Source organism: Paenibacillus sp. FSL H7-689 (genome assembly GCF_000517905.1).
Classification (GTDB): domain Bacteria; phylum Bacillota; class Bacilli; order Paenibacillales; family Paenibacillaceae; genus Paenibacillus; species Paenibacillus amylolyticus.
The window spans coordinates 829018-851324 of sequence record NZ_ASPU01000015.1 but is presented as its reverse complement, the minus strand read 5'-3'; the positions used below and the strand labels follow the sequence as shown (position 1 = coordinate 851324).

The following is a 22307-nucleotide window of genomic DNA, read 5'->3' as shown; positions in this document are numbered from 1 at the left end:
GAGATAGATAGAGTATAACTTTGTTGTAAGCGTTATTATGGATAGGAATTGGCAAAAATCTGCCGATTTGGTGATCTGGGCGGACTTTACACCGACATGGCACGGGTGTATGATTCATAACGTAATTTCAATTTAAACTAAAATGTACTTGAAAAACGAAACAAACGATAATATCGCTCGATCTTACCTTAAGATATACGAACGATGTTTTAATCGCTGAGTTTCCATTCATTAATGAATGGGAAACGGGGGAACCAACGGAATGCGCTGTCCAGGACAGTGGGCATTCATGGGGTGAATTTTCCGGTGACAGCCGGAAATAGGGCGACTCTCGCGCCCGAATCCGTCAGCTAACCTCGTAAGCGTTAAAGGGAGAGGCAACAAGCCGTACGCTGGTTCATGGTGTTTTCGCCATGGGTTATTTAAGAAGCGTTCGGGAGGCCTTGGTCCCCCACGCTTCTTTTTTGTTGTCTTTTCACGCCAAGGGAGGAACGAATGATGGATACTGAGATGATCTTAGTGACTGCTCCAAATGAAGCAGGACGCAAATTTATCAAATTGCTGATGTACAAAAAAATGCCGTTTGCCGTTCTAACCAACAGTGCAGGGGAAGAGCGCAGACTCCGTAGAATCGGAGTAGAACATGTCATTCGCATGAATACGGCTGCAGCTCAAAAATGGTTTTTGCCGCAGGGCAGCGTAGGCAACGTGTTTATTTTCGAGAACAGCCTGAATCTGACCTGTCGTTATTTACAGATCTGCCGTTCATGGACATCGAAATCCCTGTGCGTCATTACGGAGCAGAGTCATCCTAAGGGCATCTATCGGGGCATGGGCGCAGACCGGATTGTATATTCGCTCAATGGGGAAGTTGGCTTTCTCCTCAATGGTTAATGCCATAGCTTGTGATTGCTCAGGTGTAAGGTGCCTGTTATAATTGAATGTATTAGAATCAATTTCAGAATTTACTCAAGGTATTATGAAATTGATTCATCGATAAACGGAAGTTTGAGGAGACTCATGCAGGATGGTGAGTCTTCTTTTTTATGGTTTTAAAGGTAGTTCAAGACTTTTTGAACACGAACTTTTAGATTAGGATCAGGAATCACCTGTGGCTTACAAGGAGGAATTGGCGTGCCGGATGTAGGTGGATTGAAATGGTTGTTTTTTGATGTTGGAGATACGCTGGTGGATGAATGGGAGCCGGTTGATGATATTATCGGACAGTTTGTCCGTGAAGCTTGTGCTTTGGGGTATCCGGTGAAGATTGAGGCGGTACGCGAACTGTTCGCGAACTGTTACCGAAAATATGAGCAATGGCCTATGAGAGTGGCAATTCGCACATTTGTTGAAGACGAGGGGCATCAGAAACAGATTCAGGACAAGCTGAAGTTTCAAAAAGATCTTGAACGTCCTTTTCCTTCAGCAGATTCCGTTCTTCAGCAGTTGTCACGGCATTATCGCATTGGCATTATTGCCAATCAGAGTCCTGGAACGGAAGAGAGACTGGAGAGCTACGGCTTGCGGAAGTATGTTGATGTTCTGGCATGTTCGGCTGAAGAAGGAGTGTCCAAGCCAGACCCTGAGTTATACGCTGTGGCCTTGAAGCAGGCCGGTTGTGAACCGGAGGAAGCCGTCATGATCGGAGATCGGATCGATAACGACATTATACCTGCTCGGAATCTGGGCATGCGTACGATTCGAATTATGCAGGGTTACGGAAGATTCCAGCCAGAACTATCGGATGACAACCGTGCGGATTGGACTGTTGATTCATTGGATCAACTCCTGCCGTTACTGATGCCAAATCAGGATTAGATTCAGATGGTTGTTTATTGGATTGCAACAATAAAGGCTGATCAACTGGGTATAAAATACCGGAGTTGATCAGCCTTTTTAGTATTTAGCCAATTAAAATGAGATTAGAACAACCGGATCGTCTGAATGATCAGATATACATTCAGCACAACGATAATCGCGGCAATGACCCATGAGATGATTTTGAGCCACAATTTGTTGGCGAATGCACCCATGCTTTTTTTATCACTTGTGAACATCACCAGGGGAATTACAGCAAAGGGCAATTGAAGCGACAGCACGACCTGACTCAAAATGAGCAGTTCTTCTGTGCCATGTTCTCCTGCAATGGCTGTCACAATTACCGCCGGGATGATGGCGATCAGACGTGTGACCAGTCTGCGTAGCCATGCCGGAATTCGAATGTTCAGGAAACCTTCCATAACGATCTGCCCAGCGAGTGTACCTGTAAGGGTAGAGTTCTGACCTGATGCTAACAGCGCCACACCGAACAGAATACTTGCAACCGTAGTACCTAATAGAGGTGTCAGCAGATGATAGGCATCAGCGATCTCAGCAACCTGCGTCATACCAGCACTGTGGAATACAGCAGCAGATACAATCAGGATGGCTGCATTGATGAACAGGGCCAGTGTCAGCGCAATCGTAGAATCCATGGTCGAGTACCGAATGGCTTCTTTTTTGCCCTGTGGTGTCTGTTCGATCTGACGGGTCTGCACAATGGAAGAATGCAGGTACAGATTATGCGGCATCACGGTTGCTCCGATAATACCAATGGCAATATAGAGCATGGCCGGGTTTTGCAGAATCTCAACATTTGGTACAAAACCATGGAGAACACCGCCCATATCCGGTTTTGCCAGAAACAGATCAATCCCGAAGCAGAGGGCGATGGTTGCCATCAGCACAATGACGAGAGTTTCCAAAGCGCGGAAGCCTTTGTTTTGCAGAACAAGAATCAGGAGTACATCAACTGCGGTGATGATAACGCCGTATAACATGGGGATGTTAAATAACAGTTTTAATGCGATGGCAGAACCAATGACTTCAGCCAGATCGGTAGCTGCAATGGCAAGCTCACACAGAATCCATAACATCATAACAACAGGCATGCTGAATCGTTCACGACAGGCTTGAGCCAGATCCCGTCCAGTGACGATACCGAGCTTGCCAGCCAGCGACTGAAGGACAACGGCCATCAGGTTCGATAACAGGATAACGGATAACAAGGTATACCCGAACTGCGAGCCGCCTGCGATATCTGTTGCCCAGTTCCCCGGGTCCATGTAACCTACGGCAACAAGGTATCCTGGGCCTACAAAGGCGAGGAATTTCTTCCACCATGCAGCATTCTGCGGAACTTTCATGGAACTATGTGCTTCTCCAAGGGAAGGGGTCATGCCCGCAGTAGACAATGATTCTCTTGAAGGAGCGTTGAACGGATTTTTTTTACTCATACGATAATCACCTGACTTTGAATTATTGATTTGGAGATATTGATGCGGTACAAACCGCTCATGATATATCTAAATTTTTATGTTTATTGTTACATTGTACTCCTTCAATTATTTTTGTCTAGTGCAACTTTTATGTATCAGCACAAAATTTCGGTTGTAGCTTGAATATGCCCCTTCGTATATTACCCAACCTTAGGGAAAATACAGCCATGGCATTGAAATGCATGAAAATAATAAAGTTGTAAAAGCTGATAAAGATACAAAATTGCGTTTCAAAATGAGCCAGAAGTTTAAATTGAAAGGAAGGCAGTAAAAAACTATATGGATAAGGGAGAGATTCTGAATGGAAGCTTTATATACAGCAGTAGCGACAGTTAAAGGTGGACGTACAGGTTCGGTGACTTCTTCGGATGGCGTGCTTAAGCATGATCTGAAAATGCCAAAAGAGCTTGGTGGCTCCGGTGGTGAAGGTACTAACCCTGAGCAACTTTTTGCCGCTGGATATGGAGCATGTTATGAAAGTGCCCTTGCCAATGTAGCACGCAAAGCAGGTGTGAAATTGGAGGATGTGGTCGTTACAAGTAACGTATCCATTGGTAAAGACCCTGCGGATGACGGTTTCCAGCTGTCTGTTCGTCTGGACGTTAGCATGCCTGGTGTAGATCACAGTCAAGCAGAGGAACTGGCCCGCAAGGCGCATGATTTCTGTCCATATTCCAAAGCAACACGCGGCAACATTGATGTTGTATTAAACGTAGTTTAAGATTTGACTCCTGGTAAGTAAAGGGAACATATAGAGCAGGGTATCCCAGATACCTGATGTTCGACTACAAAGCCCTGCTGGCAATCGGCAGGGTTTTGTGTTGATTATCATATAAGGACATGATGCAGGAGATTAGATGCCAGATCGCGTACTATTTTACATAATTGCACTCTCACTTCATGCTACACATTCCATAAAGGGGGAACGAAGATGAGTATTGAAGAGATGATCGAGCGGCGATTTGTGTGCACAAAATGCAGGGGTACGGATTGTAACATTAAGGAAGTTTCCATGTCAGGAGCAGGCCTGAGTAAGATGTTTGATATACAGCATAATCACTACTTGTTCGTGGCTTGTGCTTCCTGCGGGTATGTTGAAGTATTTGATCCGGATGTCTTGAAAGGGAAAAAACAGGGACAGGTAGGGACGATTCTGGATATTCTGTTTGGCGGGTAGACATGCGCGAGTTGACATTGATCTGAATTTTCTTTAATATAACTTAGTACTGAGTAGTGTCATTGCATGAACCAAATTTGAATTAAACAGGTGATATCCATGTCTTATAGACCGCGTATTGCAGATTTAGAATTAGCTTATGGTAACAAGGAAGACGGATTGTATGAATTCAAAATGAATTTGGTAGACGGTACAAAATGCCGTGTATTCTACACCCGTTCCCCGGAATGGAAGATGACCAATATCAGCCGTCTGCAGAAAACCCCTTGTCCAGTATGTCGCAAAGATTTCATTTGCAAATGTATGGACCAGTGGGCAAGTGACCTGCATCAACAGATGATCGATGACCAATGGATGGAAAAGGCAGTTACGGAGTAATTGTCGGACAGATACGAGCGTGGGCACAATGCCTGCGCTCTTTTTCTTTTATTTCCCATTAATGCGTGTTCAAAAAGAGCGGTGTTCATTCTTTTTGAACTACCTCTAGAAATAAATTTAGAATTAGTGAACAAGATGGCCCAGATTGGGTAAGTTACTCTAACCGCAACAATAGGAGGCAGCCAATATGACAGCAAATCAAACAGATGTGCATCAGGGACATCCGATCGTACTGGTGGATGGTGTCTGTCACTTCTGCCAGGGCTTAACCAAATGGATTATCAAGCGTGACCCGGAAGGAAAATATCATTTTGCATCGCTTCAATCGGATGTAGCCAAGGAACTGCTGGCGAAGGGAAATTTGTCGACAGACAGTATGGACACCTTTGTTCTGATTGAAAATGGAAAATACTATACACGTTCAACCGCCGCACTGCGATTGGCTAAGGGTCTAAAGTTTCCTTATCCGTTGTTATATGTGTTCATCATCATACCGAAATTTATTCGTAATGCAGTCTATAACTGGGTTGCTCGCAACCGTTATCGCTGGTTTGGCAAGGATGAAGCGTGTATGTTGCCTACACCGGAGATCAAAGATCGATTTCTGTGAAAAAGTCTCGTGCGACACATTGTATCCAAATTTGATGATTAATAGCGGAAATAATTGGGTAATGACTACAGATCATATCTATTTTGGGAGGAAAACAACTTGAAGAAGTGGACTACATTAATTATCGGGGCATTATTAGCAGTAAGCTTGGCAGCATGCGGAAACGACACAGACAACACGGCAACGCCGCCAGCGACCAACAATGAAACATCTAATGAGGGTAATACACCTGCGGAGCAGGAAACAAAGATCCCTACCCTGGATGAGTTGATTACCAAAACGAATGCAGCAACCAAAGAAATGAAAAGCTTCACAACTGAAGCAAACATTGATCAGAATCTGAAACTGGATGCTGGTGAACAGTCACAGGATCAACAGGTTAAAACATCGCTCAAAATGGATATCATCAAAGATCCAATGATGATCTACCAAGAGATGAAAATGGAAATGTCTGGGCAGGAAGCGCAGAATGTAAAGCAATACATCACTTCAGATATGATCTATTCACAAGTGGGAGAACAATGGGTTAAAATTCCTGAAGCTCAAACCAAAGAATTGGTGGAGCAGATGAAAGCAAGCATGAATCCAGAAGGTGAATTGGATCAGTTCAAAAAGATTGAGGAAGACACCGAAGTTACAGAAGATGGCGACAATTATGTCATTAACGCTGATGTATCCGGTGATAACGTAAAGGAACTGGCCAAAGCCGTGATGGAGCAAAACGGATCGAATGCCCAGACCCAAGCGATGCTTGAACAAATGAATATTACAAGCATGAAGATGAAATATATGATTAACAAGGAAACCTATCTGCCTGCAGGTACGGATGTAAACATGGTCATGGAGATGGAACAGAATGGGCAGAAAATGACAATGGACATGAAGATGAACAGTACATTTTCTAACCACGATCAAGTGGAAGAGATCAAGATTCCACAAGAAGCATTGGATAGCGCTAAGTAAAACAGGCACCTCTGAACTAGATCTGTGTGAGCCGAGAGGTTTACCGGATTAGAATCAGGGGTGTTTTTCTGTTTAGCGGAGATTATGGTCAGGGTTCAAGGTGTTATAGTATAGTCATATTGAAGTAGAGAGGGGGATATAAAAGATGATTGAATATGCACACATCCACCATGTTAGTCTGGCTGTACGTGATCTGGAAATCGCGAAGAAGTTCTACTCGGGGTTATTAGGCATGCAGGAGATTGAACGTCCAGCCTTCCGCTCCACGGGTACATGGTACGCTATCGGCAGCCAGCAGCTTCATCTGCTTCAGCATCCGGAGGGTCACACGTTACGTGAGGCTGGGATTGATACTACAGACGGTCACTTTGCGATCTGGGTCACCAGTTATTCAGAGACTATAGCCTGGCTGGAGCAGCAGGGAATTGAGTATGAAGCGAGACCTGACAGTGTAGCTGGATTCGCGCAGATTTTTGTACTTGATCCGGACCGTAACATTATTGAGTTCGATTCACCGTACAACTCTTAAGGAAAAAGGGTTAGAATAAATCCCTTGCTCCCCCAGAAATTGTATGCTATATTATCCATACATTCATAGCACGTGACGGAAGCACCGTCCATATACTGCATATTCATGCGGTTATTGGACGGTGCTTTTTTGTGCTTTTTGACAGGGAGGGAAGGAAAAATTGATTGTACTGAAGGTTGTTCTGGTTTCAAAGGATAGGGATTACATTAGCGCTTGGCTTGATTATGTACAGGGAAATTCATCTGGTCTTCATGTGCGTTTCACGGCATTCTCCCAAGAGGATTCGTTCAGGGATCACATGAAAGAGCAAGAAGGTCGAGAATTACCGGATCTGGTTATTGCGGAACCGGAGTTTCTGAATGACTGGCTGAATAACGGGGGAGAAGTATCAGGTGTACCTTGGCTAATGCTTAGTGAAGGGATGGAAGAGGTGGATGAGGCCAAGCGGCTGATGAAATACCAACCCTTGCCTGCTTTGCTGGATGCTGTGATGCATGCTTGCCGGCAGCCACGCCGTAAGAAGGTTCACCATCCAGGGCAAGAGACTCTCTCCATCGGTGTAGTATCCGCTTCGGGTGGAAGTGGCAAAACGGCAGTGGCCCTGCATATGGCGAAGCAATTGGGACTTGCAGGTTATGCTGTTCTCTATCTGAATCTGGAGACGCTGGACAGTGCGCTCCCGTTTCTGGAAAAGGGACTAACTAGAAGTGGGCAGCGTCACCCGGATGCGGAGACGGGATTGTCCCGCCTGTTATACGATCTGAAGGTGGGCAGGAAGGAATCCGGCAAGCAGTTACAGGTACAATCGAAGGGCGTAGATGGATATGTGGTCCGGCATGAAGCGTTGAAATCCGATGTGTTCTGGCCATTATCGAATCGGAAAGAACTGTTGCAAATGACTCGTGAGGATACGTCGAATCTGCTTCATTATTTAACGGATTGTGGACAGTATGACGTGCTGATTCTGGATGGGGATTCCGGTTGGGATGGGCGCAGTGAAGGGGTGCTGGATGCAGCAGATGCATTTGTCTGGTTGGTTGAGGATGATATATCTGCCATGCATCGTTGGGGACAATGGTTACAGCATGCTGAGCGTACGAAGCCAGATTTGTATGAAAGTATGCTCGAGCGTTCACGCTTTGTGGTTAACAAATATCGGGACAATGTCGTCAATGTACTCCCACGCCCTGATCTGCATCTGGATGCAGTGTTGCCCTATATTCCTTCTTGGAAGCAACTCAGTCAGGAGGAAGTCATGCTTAGTTCTCCGATCTTCCAACGTGAAGTGAAGAGATTATGTGCCATGCTGGTACAAGATGGCGAAGAAGAATTGAAGCAGACAGGACGAATTCAGAAGCAGGATCGGTGGGCACTATGACGGATTCATCCAATAGAATACTGGAGCGTGAAGAACAGTTTCAGATGATGCGCAGGGAAGTCAGGGCTGGCCTCGATTTAACCTCTTCCGCAGGAGATGATGAACTGTGGCAGGGGATAGAACGCAAAGTTCTCACCGACCCGAAGCTGGATGATCTGACCTCAGGAGAGCGTCATACGCTGGTACAGCGATTATTTGACTCCTTTCGTGGATTGGATATTTTGCAGCCACTTGTGGATCATCCCGATATTACGGAGATTATGATCAATAGTCACAAGGAGATTTTTGTGGAGCAGGAAGGTGAAGTCAGCCAGATCACCCTTGAATTTGAGTCAAGGGAACGGCTCGAGGATATTATCCAGATGATTGTGTCCGGGGTAAACCGGATTGTGAATGAGTCTTCTCCAATCGTAGATGCCCGTTTAAAGGATGGTTCCCGGGTCAATATCGTGTTGCCGCCTATTGCTTTGAAAGGCCCCACGATGACGATTCGTAAATTTCCCAGTGAACCGATGAAGATGTCCGATCTGATTGAGAAGGGTGCCCTGCATGAAGAGGCGGCAGAATTATTGCAGCAGTTGGTACGGAGCAAATACAACATCTTCATTGGAGGTGGAACCGGATCGGGAAAAACGACCTTTCTGAACGCATTATCACAGTTCATCCCTGCCGATGAGCGGATTATTACCATTGAGGATTCGGCTGAGTTACAGATTGTTACGGTACCCAATCTGGTATCACTGGAAACGCGGAATGCAAACACCGAAGGCAAGGGACAGATATCTATTCGGGATCTGATCAAATCTTCCTTACGGATGCGTCCGAACCGGATTGTGATTGGGGAAGTCAGGGGCGCAGAAGCGCTGGATATGTTACAGGCCATGAACACAGGACATGATGGAAGCTTATCAACTGGGCACGCCAATACTATCTCGGACATGATCAGCAGACTCGAAACGATGGTGCTTAGCGGTGCGGATCTTCCTATTGCGGTTGTAAGGCAGCAGATTAGTTCAGCAATCGATATTTTTGTACATCTGTCCCGGCTACGAGACCGCTCACGGCGGGTGACAGAGATTAGTGAAGTGATTGGCATGCAGGACGGTGAGGTTATGCTGAATCCACTGTTTCGTTTCCAGGAACAAGAAGAGCGTGAAGGCAAAATTATTGGCGGGTTAGTACAGGTTGGAAGGTTGAATCAGGTGGATAAAATTCAGATGGCTGGGCTCGGGGAATGGCTGGATGAATACATAGAACAATATAGTGTTGATATAGATTCATCAGATAACAACGTGAATTAAAGCCAATGGAAGGTGATTACTGTTGGGTGAAGCCAGACAGATGTTGACGGATTACACCGTATATACGCTTTCCCGGAGACAACGAATGGTCTGTATGCTGATTAGTGGTCTGCTGTTTTTTGGCATCGGAATTCTGTTCTACCATCACTGGTTGGCTGGAGCGATCCTGGCTATGGGTTGCATATGGGTACCAAAACATTGGACTAAAGTGCTGTTGGAACGAAAAAGAATGACACTCAGTTTACATTTTAAGCAAGCATTATATGCATTATCTTCGGCACTTGCCGCAGGAAAATCGGTGGAAAATGGATTCAAGGAATCCGTAGAGGATCTGCGGATGTTGAACCCGGAAGCGGATACCGATCTGATTCGTGAGTTCACGATATTGCGGACACGGATGGAGTATGGACAACCAATTGAAGAGGCACTACAGGATTTTTCGGATCGGGCGCAGATTGAAGATATTACGAACTTTGCAGATGTGTTCATTACGTGCAAACGAACTGGCGGGGATCTGGTTGAGGTTGTGCGTCGTACCTCTGCGGTGATTGGTGAGAAGCTGGACATTCAGCAGGATATTATGGTCGCGGTATCGCAGAAAAAGTTCGAATCAAAGGTGATGTTTGCCGCTCCATTTATTTTTCTGATATTCCTCAATCTGACCGCCAAGGACTTTATGGAGCCGTTATATAGCGGGATGGGGTACCTCATCTCTAGTGGAGCATTGGTAGTACTCGCCTGCTGTTATCTGTGGATTAATCGCATTATGGATATCAAAGTATAAGGAGCTGAAACGATGCTGCTTCCCGTTATAGTCGCAGGGATGCTCGGAGCGGGATGGCTGGTGCTGGATCGAACCCGGGGGCAGACCTACCGGCATCTGCGCAAGCTGGATATGGAAGGATTACGACTGAAAAAATTGCATGATCCCTTCCTGTTTATATTGGACAAGTTCGAGATTGGACGCAGATTGCCAGTGCTCATGTTTCGAATGCAACATGCCATTCAGAAAATGTACGGCATACAGCACAGCGGAGAGAAAACGATGCTGTATTGCGCTGAAATGTTGACTTATACATGGCTCATGCTGCTGGTGGGCTGCCTGTTATCACTCGTTGGAGATATGGGCATCGGAGGTATGGTGGGTGGGCTCGCGCTCGGTGCAACGTTGCCTTTTGCGCTCTACAAAGACCTCAATACAAAGGTGCAGCGAAGAGACCAGGATATTCTTATGGAACTGCCTGAGCTGCTGAACCGAATTGTACTGCTGGTTGGCGCAGGGGAGACCGTGCAACGTGCTATCGTTCACTGTGTCACAAGCCAGGGGGAACGGGATCATCCGCTGTACAACGAACTCAGAAAGATGGTGGGAGATTGGAATAATGGTTACTCGTTTCAACAATCATTTGAACAGTTCAGTCGCCGCTGCGGTGTACAGGAAGTGACGATTTTTACGACAACAGTGCTGCTGAACTTCCGACGTGGGGGAGGTGACTTTGTATTGGCGCTGCGGGATCTGTCACATGTGTTGTGGGAGAAACGCAAGGCTGTCAGTCGGGCGAAGGGAGAACAGGCTTCTTCCAAACTGGTGTTTCCGATGGTACTGATCTTTTTTACGATTGTGGTCATGATCGGGGCACCTGCTTTTATGATGATGAATATGTAGGAGGAATTGGGATGATGGAAGTATTGAAGAACAAGGTAAACGTATTTTGGAAGGAAGAGGACGGGCTCGGCACGTTGGAGCTGATTCTGATCATCGGGGTTATTATCATTATTGCTTTGATTTTTAAAAACCAAATTAAGACGTTGGTAGAGAGACTGTTAACTAATGTGAGTAATAAAAGTAATGAATTTTTCGAATAACAAGTTCAAAAAGGAAGAAGGGAGCTTCACCGTTGAAGCTTCCCTGATCTTCCCTGTTGTGCTGTTTATTCTTGTGTTATTGCTTTTTTTCACCATGTACATGTATCAAGAGACATTCTTGAATCAACATGCCTATGCTGCTTCGGAACGTGCAACCTATAGCTGGGACAACAGCCACAAACAGGGGATGACGGGTGAATTTGTCGCTGGAGAACATGACAATCTGTACTGGAGACTGACGGATGATCGTATGCTTGGCGCGCTGTTTGGCTGGGCGGGAGCGGATAATCAGGTTAGCGTTTCTATACCTGCTGGAGAAGGTGGAAGTCTCTTGGAACAGAAGTTAGCACAAGCGGTGCAACAGATGCCCTCAGCCATGAAAGGAACGATTGAGTATCAGAATTCTCTGATTCAGCGGAAAGTAACAACCAAGCTGGAACAAGTAATTTCTTTGCCTCTTCCTTCTTTTTTGTTCGATTCAGGTAACCGTGTCCTCACTCAAGGATCGTCCGCAGTTGTTGAACCGGTTGAATTCATTCGAACGGTAGATTTAATCCGGTATTACGCAGCCAAGTTTAAAGGAAAAGGCGGTGCGGCGACCAGTACAGCGGCAGAAGCCGGACAGGTTGTGCAGCATTTTGGCAAAAGCAAAAAGTGAGAAAAGGAGGAGGGCGGAGCTGTTTAGAAAAAAAGACGGTGAGTCGGGAGCCGTAACCCTTTTTTTAATATTAATATTGGCCGGAGTTTATATGTTTGTCGCAATATTTATTGATTACGCTCGTATAGCGGCATTCAAGGTGCAGACCGAACGCATGACTCATGCTGCGATGAGATCCGTCATGTCAGCCTATGACACATCACTCCGGGAGTATGGTTTATTCGGGTATGGGGACAGCAGTGGGGATGCAATTATGGCTAAAGTGTTGAATGATAGCGTGAAGCCTTCAGCTGTAAAAGATGGATTCCCCATTCTGGATATCCAGTGGGATACAACTTCGCTGAGCATGGAGCGTGAACTGGGCAGATACGATATATTTAATCGCCAGATTCAGGAGGATATGAAGTATCGGGCTCCGGTTGATTTTACCCTTGAAGTGATCAATCGGTTCAAACCGATATCGGATGAGATGAAGGAAGCCGCGCACACGGTAGACTTGCTGAAAAAATTACAGAAGTTATATGACAAACGTGAAGAATTACTGGATGAAGCCATTGCCAATCAGACGGAATCCGCGGAGAAACTGAAGAATCTTCCGAAGTTGATCATGGACCCGCCTTCACCGGCCATCTATGAAGAGATGCTGGAAGATACACCAGAGACAGCTGCCGAGGCAGCTGCACGTTATGCAGATTATCTGAACAAGAAACAGGCGGATGAGGGACTGCCGTTCAGAGAGCAACAATACATATTGGAACTGGCTCGTTATCGGACTGGTGTTGGTAATGTGGTGACAGGCATCAGCATGATCATACAGCCCGCGTTACAGGCCCATCAAACGAAGCTGGAGAAAGCACAGTCCAAAATCGAAGAAGCACGCAAGATTAATGAGGAAATGAAACGTGTGATCGCGGAGGGGGAGAACCGTTCGCAGAATGCGAGCTATGACAACGTCGGCAACTCGAATTTGCCTGGGACGAGTCCTGCATCTACTGGATCAGGCAGTGAAACTAAAAGCACACGTTCTCTTGCTTCGGAGCTTGTGAGGGCAGATAGCCTATTTGATCAGTTGAAGGCACGGGTTGTTTCCCAGAATTCGGACTTCTCTAACGTCAGAAGAGACAACATGGAATTGAATACACAGCTTCGCAGTGTCACGGCCATGAGCGGTGTTCCGATTAAACCGGCGGTCAGACAGGCAAGTCAGGTTACGGAACGATATATGGACACCTATGTACGTAGTGGTCCTGCCAATCTCATCCAACAGAGTAAACAGCAGCTGGAGAGTGGTCGTGGGTCGGATGCCCAGCGCAAAGCGAATGACAAAGAATCCAAAGGGAAATTGAAGGAAGTCAAACGAATCTTGTCGCAGATTAAGAATGGAAGTTCGGGTTCCATGGACGCTTTCAAACAGTTGGAGGAATATTACAACGCTAATATTTCTTTTAATGAGGCTAGTCGTGAGGAAGCCCAAAAGACAGAGATTGCGGGTGACCCCTATGACTCTGGTGGCGATGCCATGAAGGGGATGGACAGTTTGTTTGGCGGGATGTCCGGTCTGCTGGACAGTCTTGGCGACGAATTATTTCAGAATGAATATGCTTTAGCCTATTTCAATTCCATGGATTTTGGTCAGTTATTTACCTGGACTGAAGGTGATGGAGATGCTGGTGATGTTTTCAAACTGGAGAATCAGGAACTGGAGTATATCGTCTACGGGTTTCATAATCCTTCGGGTAATATCGCTGCGGCATATGCGGAGATATTTGGGATGCGGCTGGCTATTCGGACGGCAGAAGGGTTAATTGAGCACAGCAAGCTTGGGAACCCACTTCTGGTATTATCGGCGGCAATCTTATACGGGATTACAAACGCCATCGCGGATATGATGAAACTAGCAAAAGAGGGCAGTGTGGAATTGTCCAAGTATATCAAAGTCAAACTGACGTACAGGGACCATCTCCGATTGTTCCTATTGATGCATAGTAACAATGAACGCAAAATGTCCAGAATGCTGGCGCTAATTCGATTGAATACTGGTGTGAATCCAGATGAGAAACAGACGTATGCTTCGGGTAACATGCGTAGTAGCATCAAACTGTGGTTTTTACCAGGGGTGGTTAAAAGCATAGGTGCAGTTATGGGTAGTGAGGATCAGGTTGAAGATGGGCGATTTTTCATTGAGCGGAAGGCGGATTATTCCTATTGAATAATTAGGATCGTTTCGGTGGAGGGATTATGGATAAGCAGCAACATTATGAAAAAGAAAGCGCACAAAAGCAGATTCGTTTAACACGAATAATCAGATTGCAGCGTTTGAAGTCTCTCAAAAAGCAGATATGTTCTCCAAAAAAGGAACAGGGTAGCATGGTTCTGGAAGCTTCACTGGTGTTACCTGTCTTTCTATTCTTTATCATGTTTCTCATCTTCATAGTGCAAATGACTCTAATCTCCACAGCGTTACAGAGCACGGCGGGTGAAGCGGTGAAGCAATTGTCAACGAAAATATATCCCGTATCCCTTGCATTCACACCTTCTGATTCTGCCGGCGGAGAAGGTTCAGGAGGGGGCTGGAAGATACCAGAGTTATCACTGACGGAATGGGCAGAAGGTTATGCTTCTTCTCTACCCGAGCCTTTAAGTGATTGGGTACGTTCAGCGGCCGCCAGTGGTGAACAGCCACTACAGGAGATCAAAACATCCGTCTTGGAAACCGTACTTGATCCCACGGTAAAACCGCTGCTTCAACCTTTTATCGAGCCAACGCTGCTTAATATGGAACGTGTTCATGTGAATGGTATTTCGATACCAGATCTCAAAAACAAAACAAATCCATACTTCCGACTTGAACTGAGTTATGAATTGCCTATAAAAGTCCCCTTTCTCAGTAAACCACTTCGGATTCAGGCTGCTGCGGCAGAACGGGTATGGATTGGAGATACCGGAGAAGGATCAGATGGCAGCGCAGGAGACGGGGATACTGCGGGTTCAGCAACGGTACTGTCGAAGCCTGACCCGGCATACATAGGCAACAATGCAACGATCAAGGTGAAGGTAGAACCAGGAGCGACAGCCAACTTAACGATATTTTACAAGTCAGGTGAAAGTTCTGCGAAGCACATCGGCTGGGCCACCGCAGATGAGAATGGAATTATTGAATGGAATTGGTTTGTTGGTACTCGGACAACAGAAGGAACATGGAGTTTTGTTGTCGAGACAGGGGACGGTGCCAAGACGGAGACTACGTTTACCGTGGCCTCCAGAAAATAAGGAAGGGAATGATGGAGGTGGAGTGGTTTTATATTGCCTGTGGCATATACGTCATTGCAGCTTTTATTACAGATATTCGTTCAATGAAAATTCCAAATCGATTGACTTTACCCGTGACTGTTGCTGGCGTATTGGCCCATATCATATGGGGAGGTTGGGATGGTTTCTTGTTTTCAGCCGCTGGATTTACAGCAGGTTTTGGCATTTTGTTTCTGATGTATGCGATTGGAGCCGTAGGGGCAGGAGATGTGAAATTGTTTGGTGGGATTGGCGCATGGACGGGACTTGCTTTTGGCATGCATGTCATTATTTACTCCGTTTTGTACGCGGGCGCAATTGGTCTAGTGATACTTCTATTCCGTAAAGATTCAGCGAAGAGAATTCGAGGCATGGCAGGTAGTCTTGCAGGTTTTTTTATGCTCGGTTCGCTCAAGCTGGTAAACAAAGAGAAGACATTGAAGTTTCCGTTTATGCTGGCCGTATTGCCCGGGTTTATCACGGTCCTTGTCTCAGGACTTTTCCCTTAAAAAAAGGAATCGAGAAATTTGAGAATAACAATGGAAAGAGAGGATTGGCATGTATGGACTAACGAGAGATTTTATTCGTAATGGTGGGGCTTTCATGGTTTTGGAGAAAGCAGACGGGTTACGGATGGAGGAATTGAGCCGTGTACAGATGGGGATGTTGTCCTCCAATCAGATTCCGCGACTTCTTCCTGTTCATATTCGGGAAGTCGATCGAAATGTAACTTTGCAGTACGACATATCAGGGTACAAGATGTTATCTCAGATGTTAAAGTCAAGCAAAATCAAATTGCGTGTTCTGTATGGTTTGTTGTTCCAACTAGCCGATGCCTTCACGGAATGCCGACAGTATATGTTGGAGCCTCGTAAATTATTGATCCAGGAAGAGTCTTTGTTCATTAACGGTTCATTCGAACAGGGTGAGCTTGGGATAGTATATGTTCCAATCATGGATACAGTTGAAGTTGATCCAACGCCTCAGCAATTCCGTGAGCTAGTGATCAGGCTGATGGCACATGTACAGGAACTGCAGGGAGAAGGCATTCAGCGTGTTCTGCAGTTATGTGACAACGAACGCTGGGATATCAGACAGTTGCGCGAGCTTCTGCTGGAGTTATACGCTGACGAGCAAGAGAATGGAGGAGGCGCAGCATTTCTCTCGTCCAGAACTTTGGACACACCCAATGATTCAAGAGGTGATCTTCATTCGTCGATTTCTGAGCGAGATAGCAGGCTAGCCACTGGTACTTCTCGGCCATATCAACTTGGTGCTCCCGTTCAAAATGCTCCTGTGGGGCCGCAACTAAATTTCCGTCAGCCGCAGAAAACAAGTGAATTCGAGGTTGAAGACATTCCGGTGAGATCTCGAACCTTTCCAGGCAGGCGCTCACCTGAGCAAGTTCCATTAGAGAGTTCAAACGGTATGGATAAGAAAGGAAGTAACTCGTATGATTCGCTAGAGCGTGTTGATATGGAAGTGGAGGAAAAGCCCGGATCTTCCAAAGTAACTTATATCATATTGGGCTGTATGGTTGCCATGGCATTGGTATGGAGATTTATTTACATGGAGCAACCGGGACAGACGCAGATGATCCTGTGTATGGTACTCAGCCTTGGCTTGCTTGGTGTAGCAGGATGGACGTGGAAGCGTAAAGGAAGCCCTCATAATGCCTCAGAGAATAAGCGGTCTTTTTCATTCAATTTAGGTAAGAACAAAGGTAAGCAGACGGATGATGAAGAGGAGCAATTTCAGGAGAGTTGGCGCTGGAATGCAGCTGAAAGGCCAGTGGAACGCATAAACCAAACGGTTGCATCCGCCTCAGAAGGTGGTAGCGAGCATTCCCGTTTTCAAAATTTGCATATGGCATCTGAACACTCCGAACCACCGTTCGTTCAACGCCATGTGGAAACGGTAGCTTCAACTTCAGAGCTAATTCGACAGGATGCAGTTGCAGAGGCAACCGTGAATTTGCAGAATCTGAGTGGAAGTAATGTTACAGGGGCAGGCCCGGTGATGGCGTCTTATTATCTTGAACGAAGATCGGGAAGCAGTGAGCAACATGAACGGATGGATGTGCAAGGAGCATCTTTTGTCATCGGAAGATCAGCAGACATGGTTCAGTGGGTGGACACAGCGACCGGTGTGTCCCGTGCTCATGTGGAATTGAGCCGGAACAAATCGGGCTATGTGATTAAGGATCTGGGTTCCGTCAATGGAACCATTCTTCAGGGCAATATTCTTGCTCCGTATAAGGAGTATCCATTGGCGGATGGAGACACATTTACACTTGCAGAATCTGTTTACACTTATCGGTCGGTTGGATAAGGCATAGTTCAATCAGTCAGATAAGCCGCGGTGTTTCAGATCTTCCAGTGCCTGGGTTAAGGTTGGGAAGGTGAACTGGAATCCGTGGTCGAGAGCTTTTTGCGGAATGACTCTCTGCCCCTGAAGCACGACAACGGATAGTTCTCCGACCAAAGTTTTAATCAGGAAGCTGGGTACGGGGAACCAGTGAGGGCGATGATACACTTTACCGACCGTACGACCGAATTCATCATTGGTAACAGGGTTCGGTGAGGAAGCATTGACCGGACCTGACACTTGTTTATTTTGAATGCTAAAATCAATGAGTCTTACGATATCCATAATGTGAATCCAGCTAGTCCATTGCTTGCCACTGCCGATCTTGCCACCAACACCCAGCATATAAGGAAGTTTCATCAATGGAAAAGCACCTCTTTTATGTCCAAGAACCAGACTTACCCGGATTTTAACGAGTCTTACATTTTTGATTGCATCTGCAGCAACTTCCCATTGTTCCGAGACCCGGGACGGAAAATTCATTGATTTTTGCGGACTGCTCTCGTCAAAGGTTTCGTTAGGAGAGGTTCCATAGATGGCCATGGCAGAAGCCTGAACGACGACTTCCGGCTTTTGTTCCAGGGATTCTACCAATCGGGCTACCCGCGCTACGGTCGTGACTCTGGATTCAACAATCTCCAGCTTCGCCTTGGTTGTCCATCGTTGATTCAGCGTTTCTCCGGCAAGGTTAACGAGAGCGTCCATACCTTCCAACAAGTGAGGTTGTTCTTCGACTTGTTCCCACGATATATATGTAAGATTTTTACTTGGATTATGCAAGTCAGGCAGTTTTCGTGTAATAACTTTCACATGGTGCCCGGCTTGCAACCAGTAATCTACAAGTGCTCCTCCTACAAATCCGGTACCTCCACAAATGGCAATTTTCATATCAAACATCCTCTCTGTAATTTCACTGCGCTGATACATACCGTTGGATCGACAAACAGCCCCGTACGGTAAGCAATGCCTGTTGGGAACAACTTACCTGACGGAGCATATCTGTATCTAATTAACCAAATCTATATGCCACTTAACTCATCTTTTATTTTATTTAATCAAATGTTGATAAGGGGAATAATCGATTTTGTTTTTCTCCAAAAATTTTACCAAAAACTTATTATCCCGCTTCGGTGTGGCAATAATGTATCCTTTGATGCAATGATCTCTCGATACTTCCGTGGCATTGTCTTCGACTGCAATCTTACCGATCTCTGCAGCAATGGAATGTTTGGCGATGTCACGAAATGGCCCGGGCACAGGCTCCACTAGTTGATCCAAAAAAGCTTTGGCTTCATCTGTCCATAAGTGACGGCTGGCTTCAACCCAATAATTCTGCCAATCCAGTTTGGACTTTCCGTCTGCTTTTGGTAGCACTTTCAAAAACTTGCGCATCATGAAAAATCCACCGATACACATGCTGCCTAGCAATAAAAAAGTCCAGAATGCGATCGTATTCATAAACCAATTGCTGGGGGAATAGCTGTTTAGTATTATCGCGTAGGAGTCGAAAATCATTGCGGAGTCACCTCGGTTCATTGATTTTCACGGAAAGACGGATTCCGCCTACCCATGTTCCACATATTAGCTGTAAAAAATAGCCTCTATCCCGAATTATAGCGCATTTCTAGATTTATTTCGATAATCGCGTTAGAATAAGGGATAATTCAGAATAAGGGGGATCAATAATGCTGAAAATCGGCTCCCACGTGTCCTTTTCGGACAAGGGATTATTGAGTGCAACGAAGGAAGCGTCCTCGTACGGTTCCAGTTCGTTTATGATATATACGGGTGCACCACAGAATACACGTCGCAAGCCAATTGAGTCCATGTATATTGAGGAAGGCAAGGTTGCCATGCAAGAGGGTGGAATGGAAGATATCGTTGTCCATGCACCGTACATTGTTAATCTTGGCTCATACAAAGATAATACGTTTAGACTGGCTGTAGATTTCCTTCAGGAAGAGATTCGTCGGACACATGCTATTGGTGTGAAAAACATCGTATTACATCCCGGCGCATTTACAGACAAAGATGCCCACTATGGGATCGGACGGATCGCAGAAGGATTGAATGAAGTGCTGGAGGGTGTGAAAGACACAGATGTGAACATCGCTCTGGAAACCATGGCTGGCAAAGGTACGGAGATGGGTCGCAGTTTCGAAGAGATCGCTCAGATTATCGAGAAAGTAACATATAACGAGCGCCTGACTGTGTGTATGGATACATGTCACATTCATGATGCCGGATATGATATCGTTAATGATTTTGACGGTGTACTGGAACAATTCGATCGTACGGTAGGACTTGACCGCATTGCCGTAATGCATATTAATGATAGTAAGAATGCTGTGGGTGCGCATAAGGACCGTCATACACCAACTGGCTCTGGCTGGATCGGGTTTGAAGCGATTAACCGCATCGTCAACCATGAGAAGCTTCAAGGACGTCCATTTATTCTGGAGACACCTTGGATTGGTAAAGAGGCCAAGACACAGCGTCCAATGTATGAGGTGGAGATTGCGCTGCTTCGTGGGGATGTTGCCGGTCGATTCGGCCAGGATTTCCTGACAGAAGTAGAACAGTTGCAACACTTTTTCAAAGGTAAAGAGATTGAGTCTCGTTCGTATATTCTGGATGTGTGGACGTTGCTCAAAAATGATGCCAAAGCCAAAAAGGCAGATCCGCGCGAACCGCTGGAACGCCTCTATGACATGGTGACTGAAGCTGCACTATTCCCGCATTTGAATGAAGAACAACTGAATCATCGCTTGATTGCATGGCTTGCGGGTTAATCCCGCAGGTCATGGCTTAATTGAAGGAGGAAGAATAACCCGATGGAGATCCACGCTAAACAAGTACGCCCTGATTCTAAAAACCGCGCCGATCGTGCGCGCATGCTTATTTCCTGTCCGGATGGTCCAGGAATTGTAGCTGCCGTATCTCATTTCCTGCACCAGCATGGTGCAAACATTGTTCAGTCGGACCAGTATACAATGGACCCTGCTGGCGGCATGTTCTTTATGCGGATTGAGTTTGATCTTCCGCAATTGTTGGTCAATTTGCCGAAACTGGAAGCTGATTTTGCAGAAGTAGCAAGCCGTTTCCAGATGGAATGGACGTTATCTGCGGTCAGCCGCAAGAAGAAACTGGCTATCTTTGTGTCCAAAGAAGATCACTGTCTGGTTGAATTGTTGTGGCAATGGCAGGCAGGCGACCTGGATGCAGATATTGCGCTTGTGGTCAGCAACCATCTGGACATGAAGGACTATGTAGAATCATTTGGCATTCCATATCATCATATCCCAGTTACAGCAGATACGAAGAAAGAAGCGGAACAGCGCCAACTGGACGTCATCGGCAACGATGTGGATGTGATCATTCTGGCTCGTTACATGCAGATTATCTCTCCGATGTTCATTGAGCATTACCGCAATCGAATCATTAATATTCACCATTCGTTCCTGCCAGCCTTCGTGGGTGGTAAACCGTATGCGCAGGCGTACAACCGCGGTGTCAAAATTATCGGTGCGACAGCGCACTATGTTACGGAAGAACTGGATGGCGGCCCGATTATTGAACAGGATGTGCAGCGTGTAAGCCACGGGGACGATGTAACCGAGCTGAAGCGTATTGGACGTACCATTGAGCGTGTTGTGCTCGCACGTGCCGTGAAATGGCATGTCGAAGACCGTGTTCTTGTTCACGAAAATAAAACCGTTGTATTTTAAGCTCACGCTTTAATACTGTGCAAGGTTGATTCGGAACCACGTAATAGACTAACAATAAAGCGACCCCAATTCGTTTACGAAATGGGAGTCGCTTTTTTTGTTGTGTTGATATACTTTCCGCACAAGCCAAGCATAATACCAAACAGCAGATGTCCTACAATCCAGTAGAGGATGGCGGACACATCGTACAGGTCTGGCACACGTGATGACAATTGAGAGAGTGGGATATAGAGCAAGGACGAGACTGCACCAAGTAAAATTCCTTTGATCATAGGGCGGCCTGAATGCCTTACCCACCACAGATAGAAGATACCGATGACAACGGACACGATGAGATGCAAAGCAAATTCAATGAATTCGGGTAAGGTTGGCGGAAGACCAGGCACAAAATCAATATTCAGCAGCAGAGTATATACTTGTTCACCTGTGATGGCCTGAATCATTTTGAGGAAAAATCCCAGGACAACTCCCGAGAGAATTCCCGTTAAAATACCGGATATCCAGGGTAATGAGTGTTTTGCCGATGTTGATGGGTGAGCAGCAGGATCTGGCATGATCGAGACCTCCTATGATTGACGCGTGTACATCTGAAAAAAGTAAACCACAGCCCGAATTTTGTAATCCATATTAAGGAACATTATATGTGAATTGAGGATGAATATCTAAAAAATGCATGGTTTTCAGGTTAAAGGTTATACTTCATGCGATGGATTTGCGAGGCTCCTTAAGTCTGTTTTTGGAATTTAG

The 22307-nt window shown here is 45.9% G+C and carries 24 protein-coding genes and 1 riboswitch; of the genes, 20 read left to right on the top strand and 4 right to left on the bottom strand.

Translation table 11 applies throughout. The annotated features are described in order from the left end of the window. The first annotated feature begins 204 nt into the window (after window positions 1-204). Window positions 205-380, top strand: a riboswitch (cyclic di-AMP (ydaO/yuaA leader). A 115-nt stretch (window positions 381-495) separates the two neighbouring features. Then, entirely contained in the window at window positions 496-894 is a 399-nt protein-coding gene (locus tag C170_RS14940; protein WP_235193755.1) for a hypothetical protein, read from the top strand. A gap of 240 nt (window positions 895-1134) precedes the next feature. Then, window positions 1135-1818, top strand: coding sequence for an HAD family hydrolase (locus C170_RS14935; protein WP_036610821.1), 684 nt, complete (start codon window positions 1135-1137; stop codon window positions 1816-1818). Window positions 1819-1922: 104 nt separating this feature from the next. On the opposite strand, the gene C170_RS14930 is transcribed toward C170_RS14935, so the two are convergent. After that, the gene (locus C170_RS14930; protein ID WP_036611122.1) at window positions 1923-3218 is read right to left on the bottom strand and encodes an Nramp family divalent metal transporter; all 1296 of its coding nucleotides are present in this window, start codon (window positions 3216-3218) and stop codon (window positions 1923-1925) included. 400 nt (window positions 3219-3618) lie between these two features. Here C170_RS14930 and C170_RS14925 point away from each other — a divergent pair, with 400 nt between their 5' ends. The 16 genes from C170_RS14925 (at window position 3619) to C170_RS14850 (ending at window position 17796) form a co-directional block, all read left to right on the top strand. Further along, complete coding sequence (locus C170_RS14925; protein WP_036610819.1) at window positions 3619-4038, top strand: organic hydroperoxide resistance protein; 420 nt, start codon at window positions 3619-3621, stop codon at window positions 4036-4038. Between the two features lie 210 nt (window positions 4039-4248). Further along, window positions 4249-4494, top strand: a complete 246-nt coding sequence (locus C170_RS14920) for a zinc ribbon domain-containing protein (RefSeq protein ID WP_036610816.1) — start codon at window positions 4249-4251, stop codon at window positions 4492-4494. A 99-nt stretch (window positions 4495-4593) separates the two neighbouring features. Continuing rightward, window positions 4594-4872: a hypothetical protein gene (locus C170_RS14915; RefSeq protein WP_036610814.1), complete on the top strand. Its 279-nt coding sequence runs from the start codon at window positions 4594-4596 to the stop codon at window positions 4870-4872. Between the two features lie 187 nt (window positions 4873-5059). After that, a complete protein-coding gene (locus C170_RS14910; RefSeq protein WP_036610812.1) occupies window positions 5060-5482 on the top strand; it encodes a thiol-disulfide oxidoreductase DCC family protein in 423 nt (140 codons plus the stop codon). A gap of 99 nt (window positions 5483-5581) precedes the next feature. Further along, window positions 5582-6445, top strand: a complete 864-nt coding sequence (locus C170_RS14905) for a DUF6612 family protein (protein WP_036610810.1) — start codon at window positions 5582-5584, stop codon at window positions 6443-6445. A 145-nt stretch (window positions 6446-6590) separates the two neighbouring features. Then, entirely contained in the window at window positions 6591-6974 is a 384-nt protein-coding gene (locus C170_RS14900) for a VOC family protein (protein ID WP_036610809.1), read from the top strand. Between the two features lie 160 nt (window positions 6975-7134). Then, window positions 7135-8352, top strand: a complete 1218-nt coding sequence (locus tag C170_RS14895) for a nucleotide-binding protein (protein ID WP_051447182.1) — start codon at window positions 7135-7137, stop codon at window positions 8350-8352. Beyond that, the gene (locus tag C170_RS14890; protein ID WP_036610807.1) at window positions 8349-9653 is read left to right on the top strand and encodes a CpaF family protein; all 1305 of its coding nucleotides are present in this window, start codon (window positions 8349-8351) and stop codon (window positions 9651-9653) included. Before C170_RS14895 ends, C170_RS14890 begins: the two co-directional genes overlap by 4 nt. Window positions 9654-9693: 40 nt before the next feature. Next, window positions 9694-10437, top strand: coding sequence for a type II secretion system F family protein (locus C170_RS14885; protein WP_051447205.1), 744 nt, complete (start codon window positions 9694-9696; stop codon window positions 10435-10437). Between the two features lie 12 nt (window positions 10438-10449). Then, window positions 10450-11319, top strand: coding sequence for a type II secretion system F family protein (locus C170_RS14880; protein WP_051447181.1), 870 nt, complete (start codon window positions 10450-10452; stop codon window positions 11317-11319). Window positions 11320-11330: 11 nt separating this feature from the next. Further along, the gene (locus tag C170_RS14875) at window positions 11331-11519 is read left to right on the top strand and encodes a Flp1 family type IVb pilin (RefSeq protein ID WP_036610802.1); all 189 of its coding nucleotides are present in this window, start codon (window positions 11331-11333) and stop codon (window positions 11517-11519) included. Beyond that, window positions 11503-12177 (top strand): TadE/TadG family type IV pilus assembly protein, encoded by a 675-nt coding sequence (locus C170_RS14870; RefSeq protein ID WP_036610800.1) that lies wholly within the window; start codon window positions 11503-11505, stop codon window positions 12175-12177. The genes C170_RS14875 and C170_RS14870 overlap by 17 nt, the downstream gene beginning before the upstream one ends. Before the next feature lie 91 nt (window positions 12178-12268). After that, window positions 12269-14386 carry a hypothetical protein gene (locus tag C170_RS14865; protein WP_051447180.1) on the top strand — a complete coding sequence of 706 codons (2118 nt, stop codon included), beginning with the start codon at window positions 12269-12271 and terminating at the stop codon, window positions 14384-14386. 29 nt (window positions 14387-14415) lie between these two features. Next, window positions 14416-15447, top strand: a complete 1032-nt coding sequence (locus C170_RS14860; RefSeq protein WP_051447179.1) for a hypothetical protein — start codon at window positions 14416-14418, stop codon at window positions 15445-15447. Window positions 15448-15458: 11 nt separating this feature from the next. After that, window positions 15459-15974: an A24 family peptidase gene (locus C170_RS14855; protein ID WP_036610798.1), complete on the top strand. Its 516-nt coding sequence runs from the start codon at window positions 15459-15461 to the stop codon at window positions 15972-15974. Between the two features lie 94 nt (window positions 15975-16068). Beyond that, window positions 16069-17796 carry a DUF6382 domain-containing protein gene (locus C170_RS14850; protein ID WP_162158973.1) on the top strand — a complete coding sequence of 576 codons (1728 nt, stop codon included), beginning with the start codon at window positions 16069-16071 and terminating at the stop codon, window positions 17794-17796. 12 nt (window positions 17797-17808) lie between these two features. Here the strand turns inward: C170_RS14850 and C170_RS14845 are convergent, their stop codons facing one another. Both C170_RS14845 and C170_RS14840 read right to left on the bottom strand, forming a co-directional pair. Continuing rightward, complete coding sequence (locus C170_RS14845; protein ID WP_036610794.1) at window positions 17809-18720, bottom strand: TIGR01777 family oxidoreductase; 912 nt, start codon at window positions 18718-18720, stop codon at window positions 17809-17811. Between the two features lie 159 nt (window positions 18721-18879). Then, entirely contained in the window at window positions 18880-19347 is a 468-nt protein-coding gene (locus C170_RS14840; protein WP_036610792.1) for a DUF2621 domain-containing protein, read from the bottom strand. A gap of 170 nt (window positions 19348-19517) precedes the next feature. On the opposite strand from C170_RS14840, the gene C170_RS14835 reads away from it, so the two are divergent. Then, a complete protein-coding gene (locus C170_RS14835) occupies window positions 19518-20624 on the top strand; it encodes a deoxyribonuclease IV (protein ID WP_036610791.1) in 1107 nt (368 codons plus the stop codon). Between the two features lie 42 nt (window positions 20625-20666). Beyond that, a complete protein-coding gene (gene purU, locus C170_RS14830) occupies window positions 20667-21560 on the top strand; it encodes a formyltetrahydrofolate deformylase (RefSeq protein ID WP_017689986.1) in 894 nt (297 codons plus the stop codon). A 74-nt stretch (window positions 21561-21634) separates the two neighbouring features. On the opposite strand, the gene C170_RS14825 is transcribed toward purU, so the two are convergent. After that, window positions 21635-22114 carry a hypothetical protein gene (locus C170_RS14825; RefSeq protein ID WP_051447178.1) on the bottom strand — a complete coding sequence of 160 codons (480 nt, stop codon included), beginning with the start codon at window positions 22112-22114 and terminating at the stop codon, window positions 21635-21637. Between the last annotated feature and the right edge of the window lie 193 nt (window positions 22115-22307).

Excerpts from the sequence above, each read along its gene's own strand:
- C170_RS14940 (WP_235193755.1), top strand. The coding sequence starts at position 496 with ATGATGGATACTGAGATGATCTTAGTGACTGCTCCAAATGAAGCAGGA.
- C170_RS14930 (WP_036611122.1), bottom strand. The coding sequence starts at position 3,218 with ATGACCCCTTCCCTTGGAGAAGCACATAGTTCCATGAAAGTTCCGCAG.
- C170_RS14925 (WP_036610819.1), top strand. The coding sequence starts at position 3,619 with ATGGAAGCTTTATATACAGCAGTAGCGACAGTTAAAGGTGGACGTACA.
- C170_RS14920 (WP_036610816.1), top strand. The coding sequence starts at position 4,249 with ATGAGTATTGAAGAGATGATCGAGCGGCGATTTGTGTGCACAAAATGC.
- C170_RS14915 (WP_036610814.1), top strand. The coding sequence starts at position 4,594 with ATGTCTTATAGACCGCGTATTGCAGATTTAGAATTAGCTTATGGTAAC.
- C170_RS14910 (WP_036610812.1), top strand. The coding sequence starts at position 5,060 with ATGACAGCAAATCAAACAGATGTGCATCAGGGACATCCGATCGTACTG.
- C170_RS14900 (WP_036610809.1), top strand. The coding sequence starts at position 6,591 with ATGATTGAATATGCACACATCCACCATGTTAGTCTGGCTGTACGTGAT.
- C170_RS14890 (WP_036610807.1), top strand. The coding sequence starts at position 8,349 with ATGACGGATTCATCCAATAGAATACTGGAGCGTGAAGAACAGTTTCAG.
- C170_RS14885 (WP_051447205.1), top strand. The coding sequence starts at position 9,694 with ATGTTGACGGATTACACCGTATATACGCTTTCCCGGAGACAACGAATG.
- C170_RS14880 (WP_051447181.1), top strand. The coding sequence starts at position 10,450 with ATGCTGCTTCCCGTTATAGTCGCAGGGATGCTCGGAGCGGGATGGCTG.
- C170_RS14875 (WP_036610802.1), top strand. The coding sequence starts at position 11,331 with ATGATGGAAGTATTGAAGAACAAGGTAAACGTATTTTGGAAGGAAGAG.
- C170_RS14870 (WP_036610800.1), top strand. The coding sequence starts at position 11,503 with ATGAATTTTTCGAATAACAAGTTCAAAAAGGAAGAAGGGAGCTTCACC.
- C170_RS14865 (WP_051447180.1), top strand. The coding sequence starts at position 12,269 with ATGTTTGTCGCAATATTTATTGATTACGCTCGTATAGCGGCATTCAAG.
- C170_RS14860 (WP_051447179.1), top strand. The coding sequence starts at position 14,416 with ATGGATAAGCAGCAACATTATGAAAAAGAAAGCGCACAAAAGCAGATT.
- C170_RS14855 (WP_036610798.1), top strand. The coding sequence starts at position 15,459 with ATGGAGGTGGAGTGGTTTTATATTGCCTGTGGCATATACGTCATTGCA.
- C170_RS14850 (WP_162158973.1), top strand. The coding sequence starts at position 16,069 with ATGGTTTTGGAGAAAGCAGACGGGTTACGGATGGAGGAATTGAGCCGT.
- C170_RS14845 (WP_036610794.1), bottom strand. The coding sequence starts at position 18,720 with ATGAAAATTGCCATTTGTGGAGGTACCGGATTTGTAGGAGGAGCACTT.
- C170_RS14840 (WP_036610792.1), bottom strand. The coding sequence starts at position 19,347 with ATGATTTTCGACTCCTACGCGATAATACTAAACAGCTATTCCCCCAGC.
- C170_RS14835 (WP_036610791.1), top strand. The coding sequence starts at position 19,518 with ATGCTGAAAATCGGCTCCCACGTGTCCTTTTCGGACAAGGGATTATTG.
- purU (WP_017689986.1), top strand. The coding sequence starts at position 20,667 with ATGGAGATCCACGCTAAACAAGTACGCCCTGATTCTAAAAACCGCGCC.
- C170_RS14825 (WP_051447178.1), bottom strand. The coding sequence starts at position 22,114 with ATGCCAGATCCTGCTGCTCACCCATCAACATCGGCAAAACACTCATTA.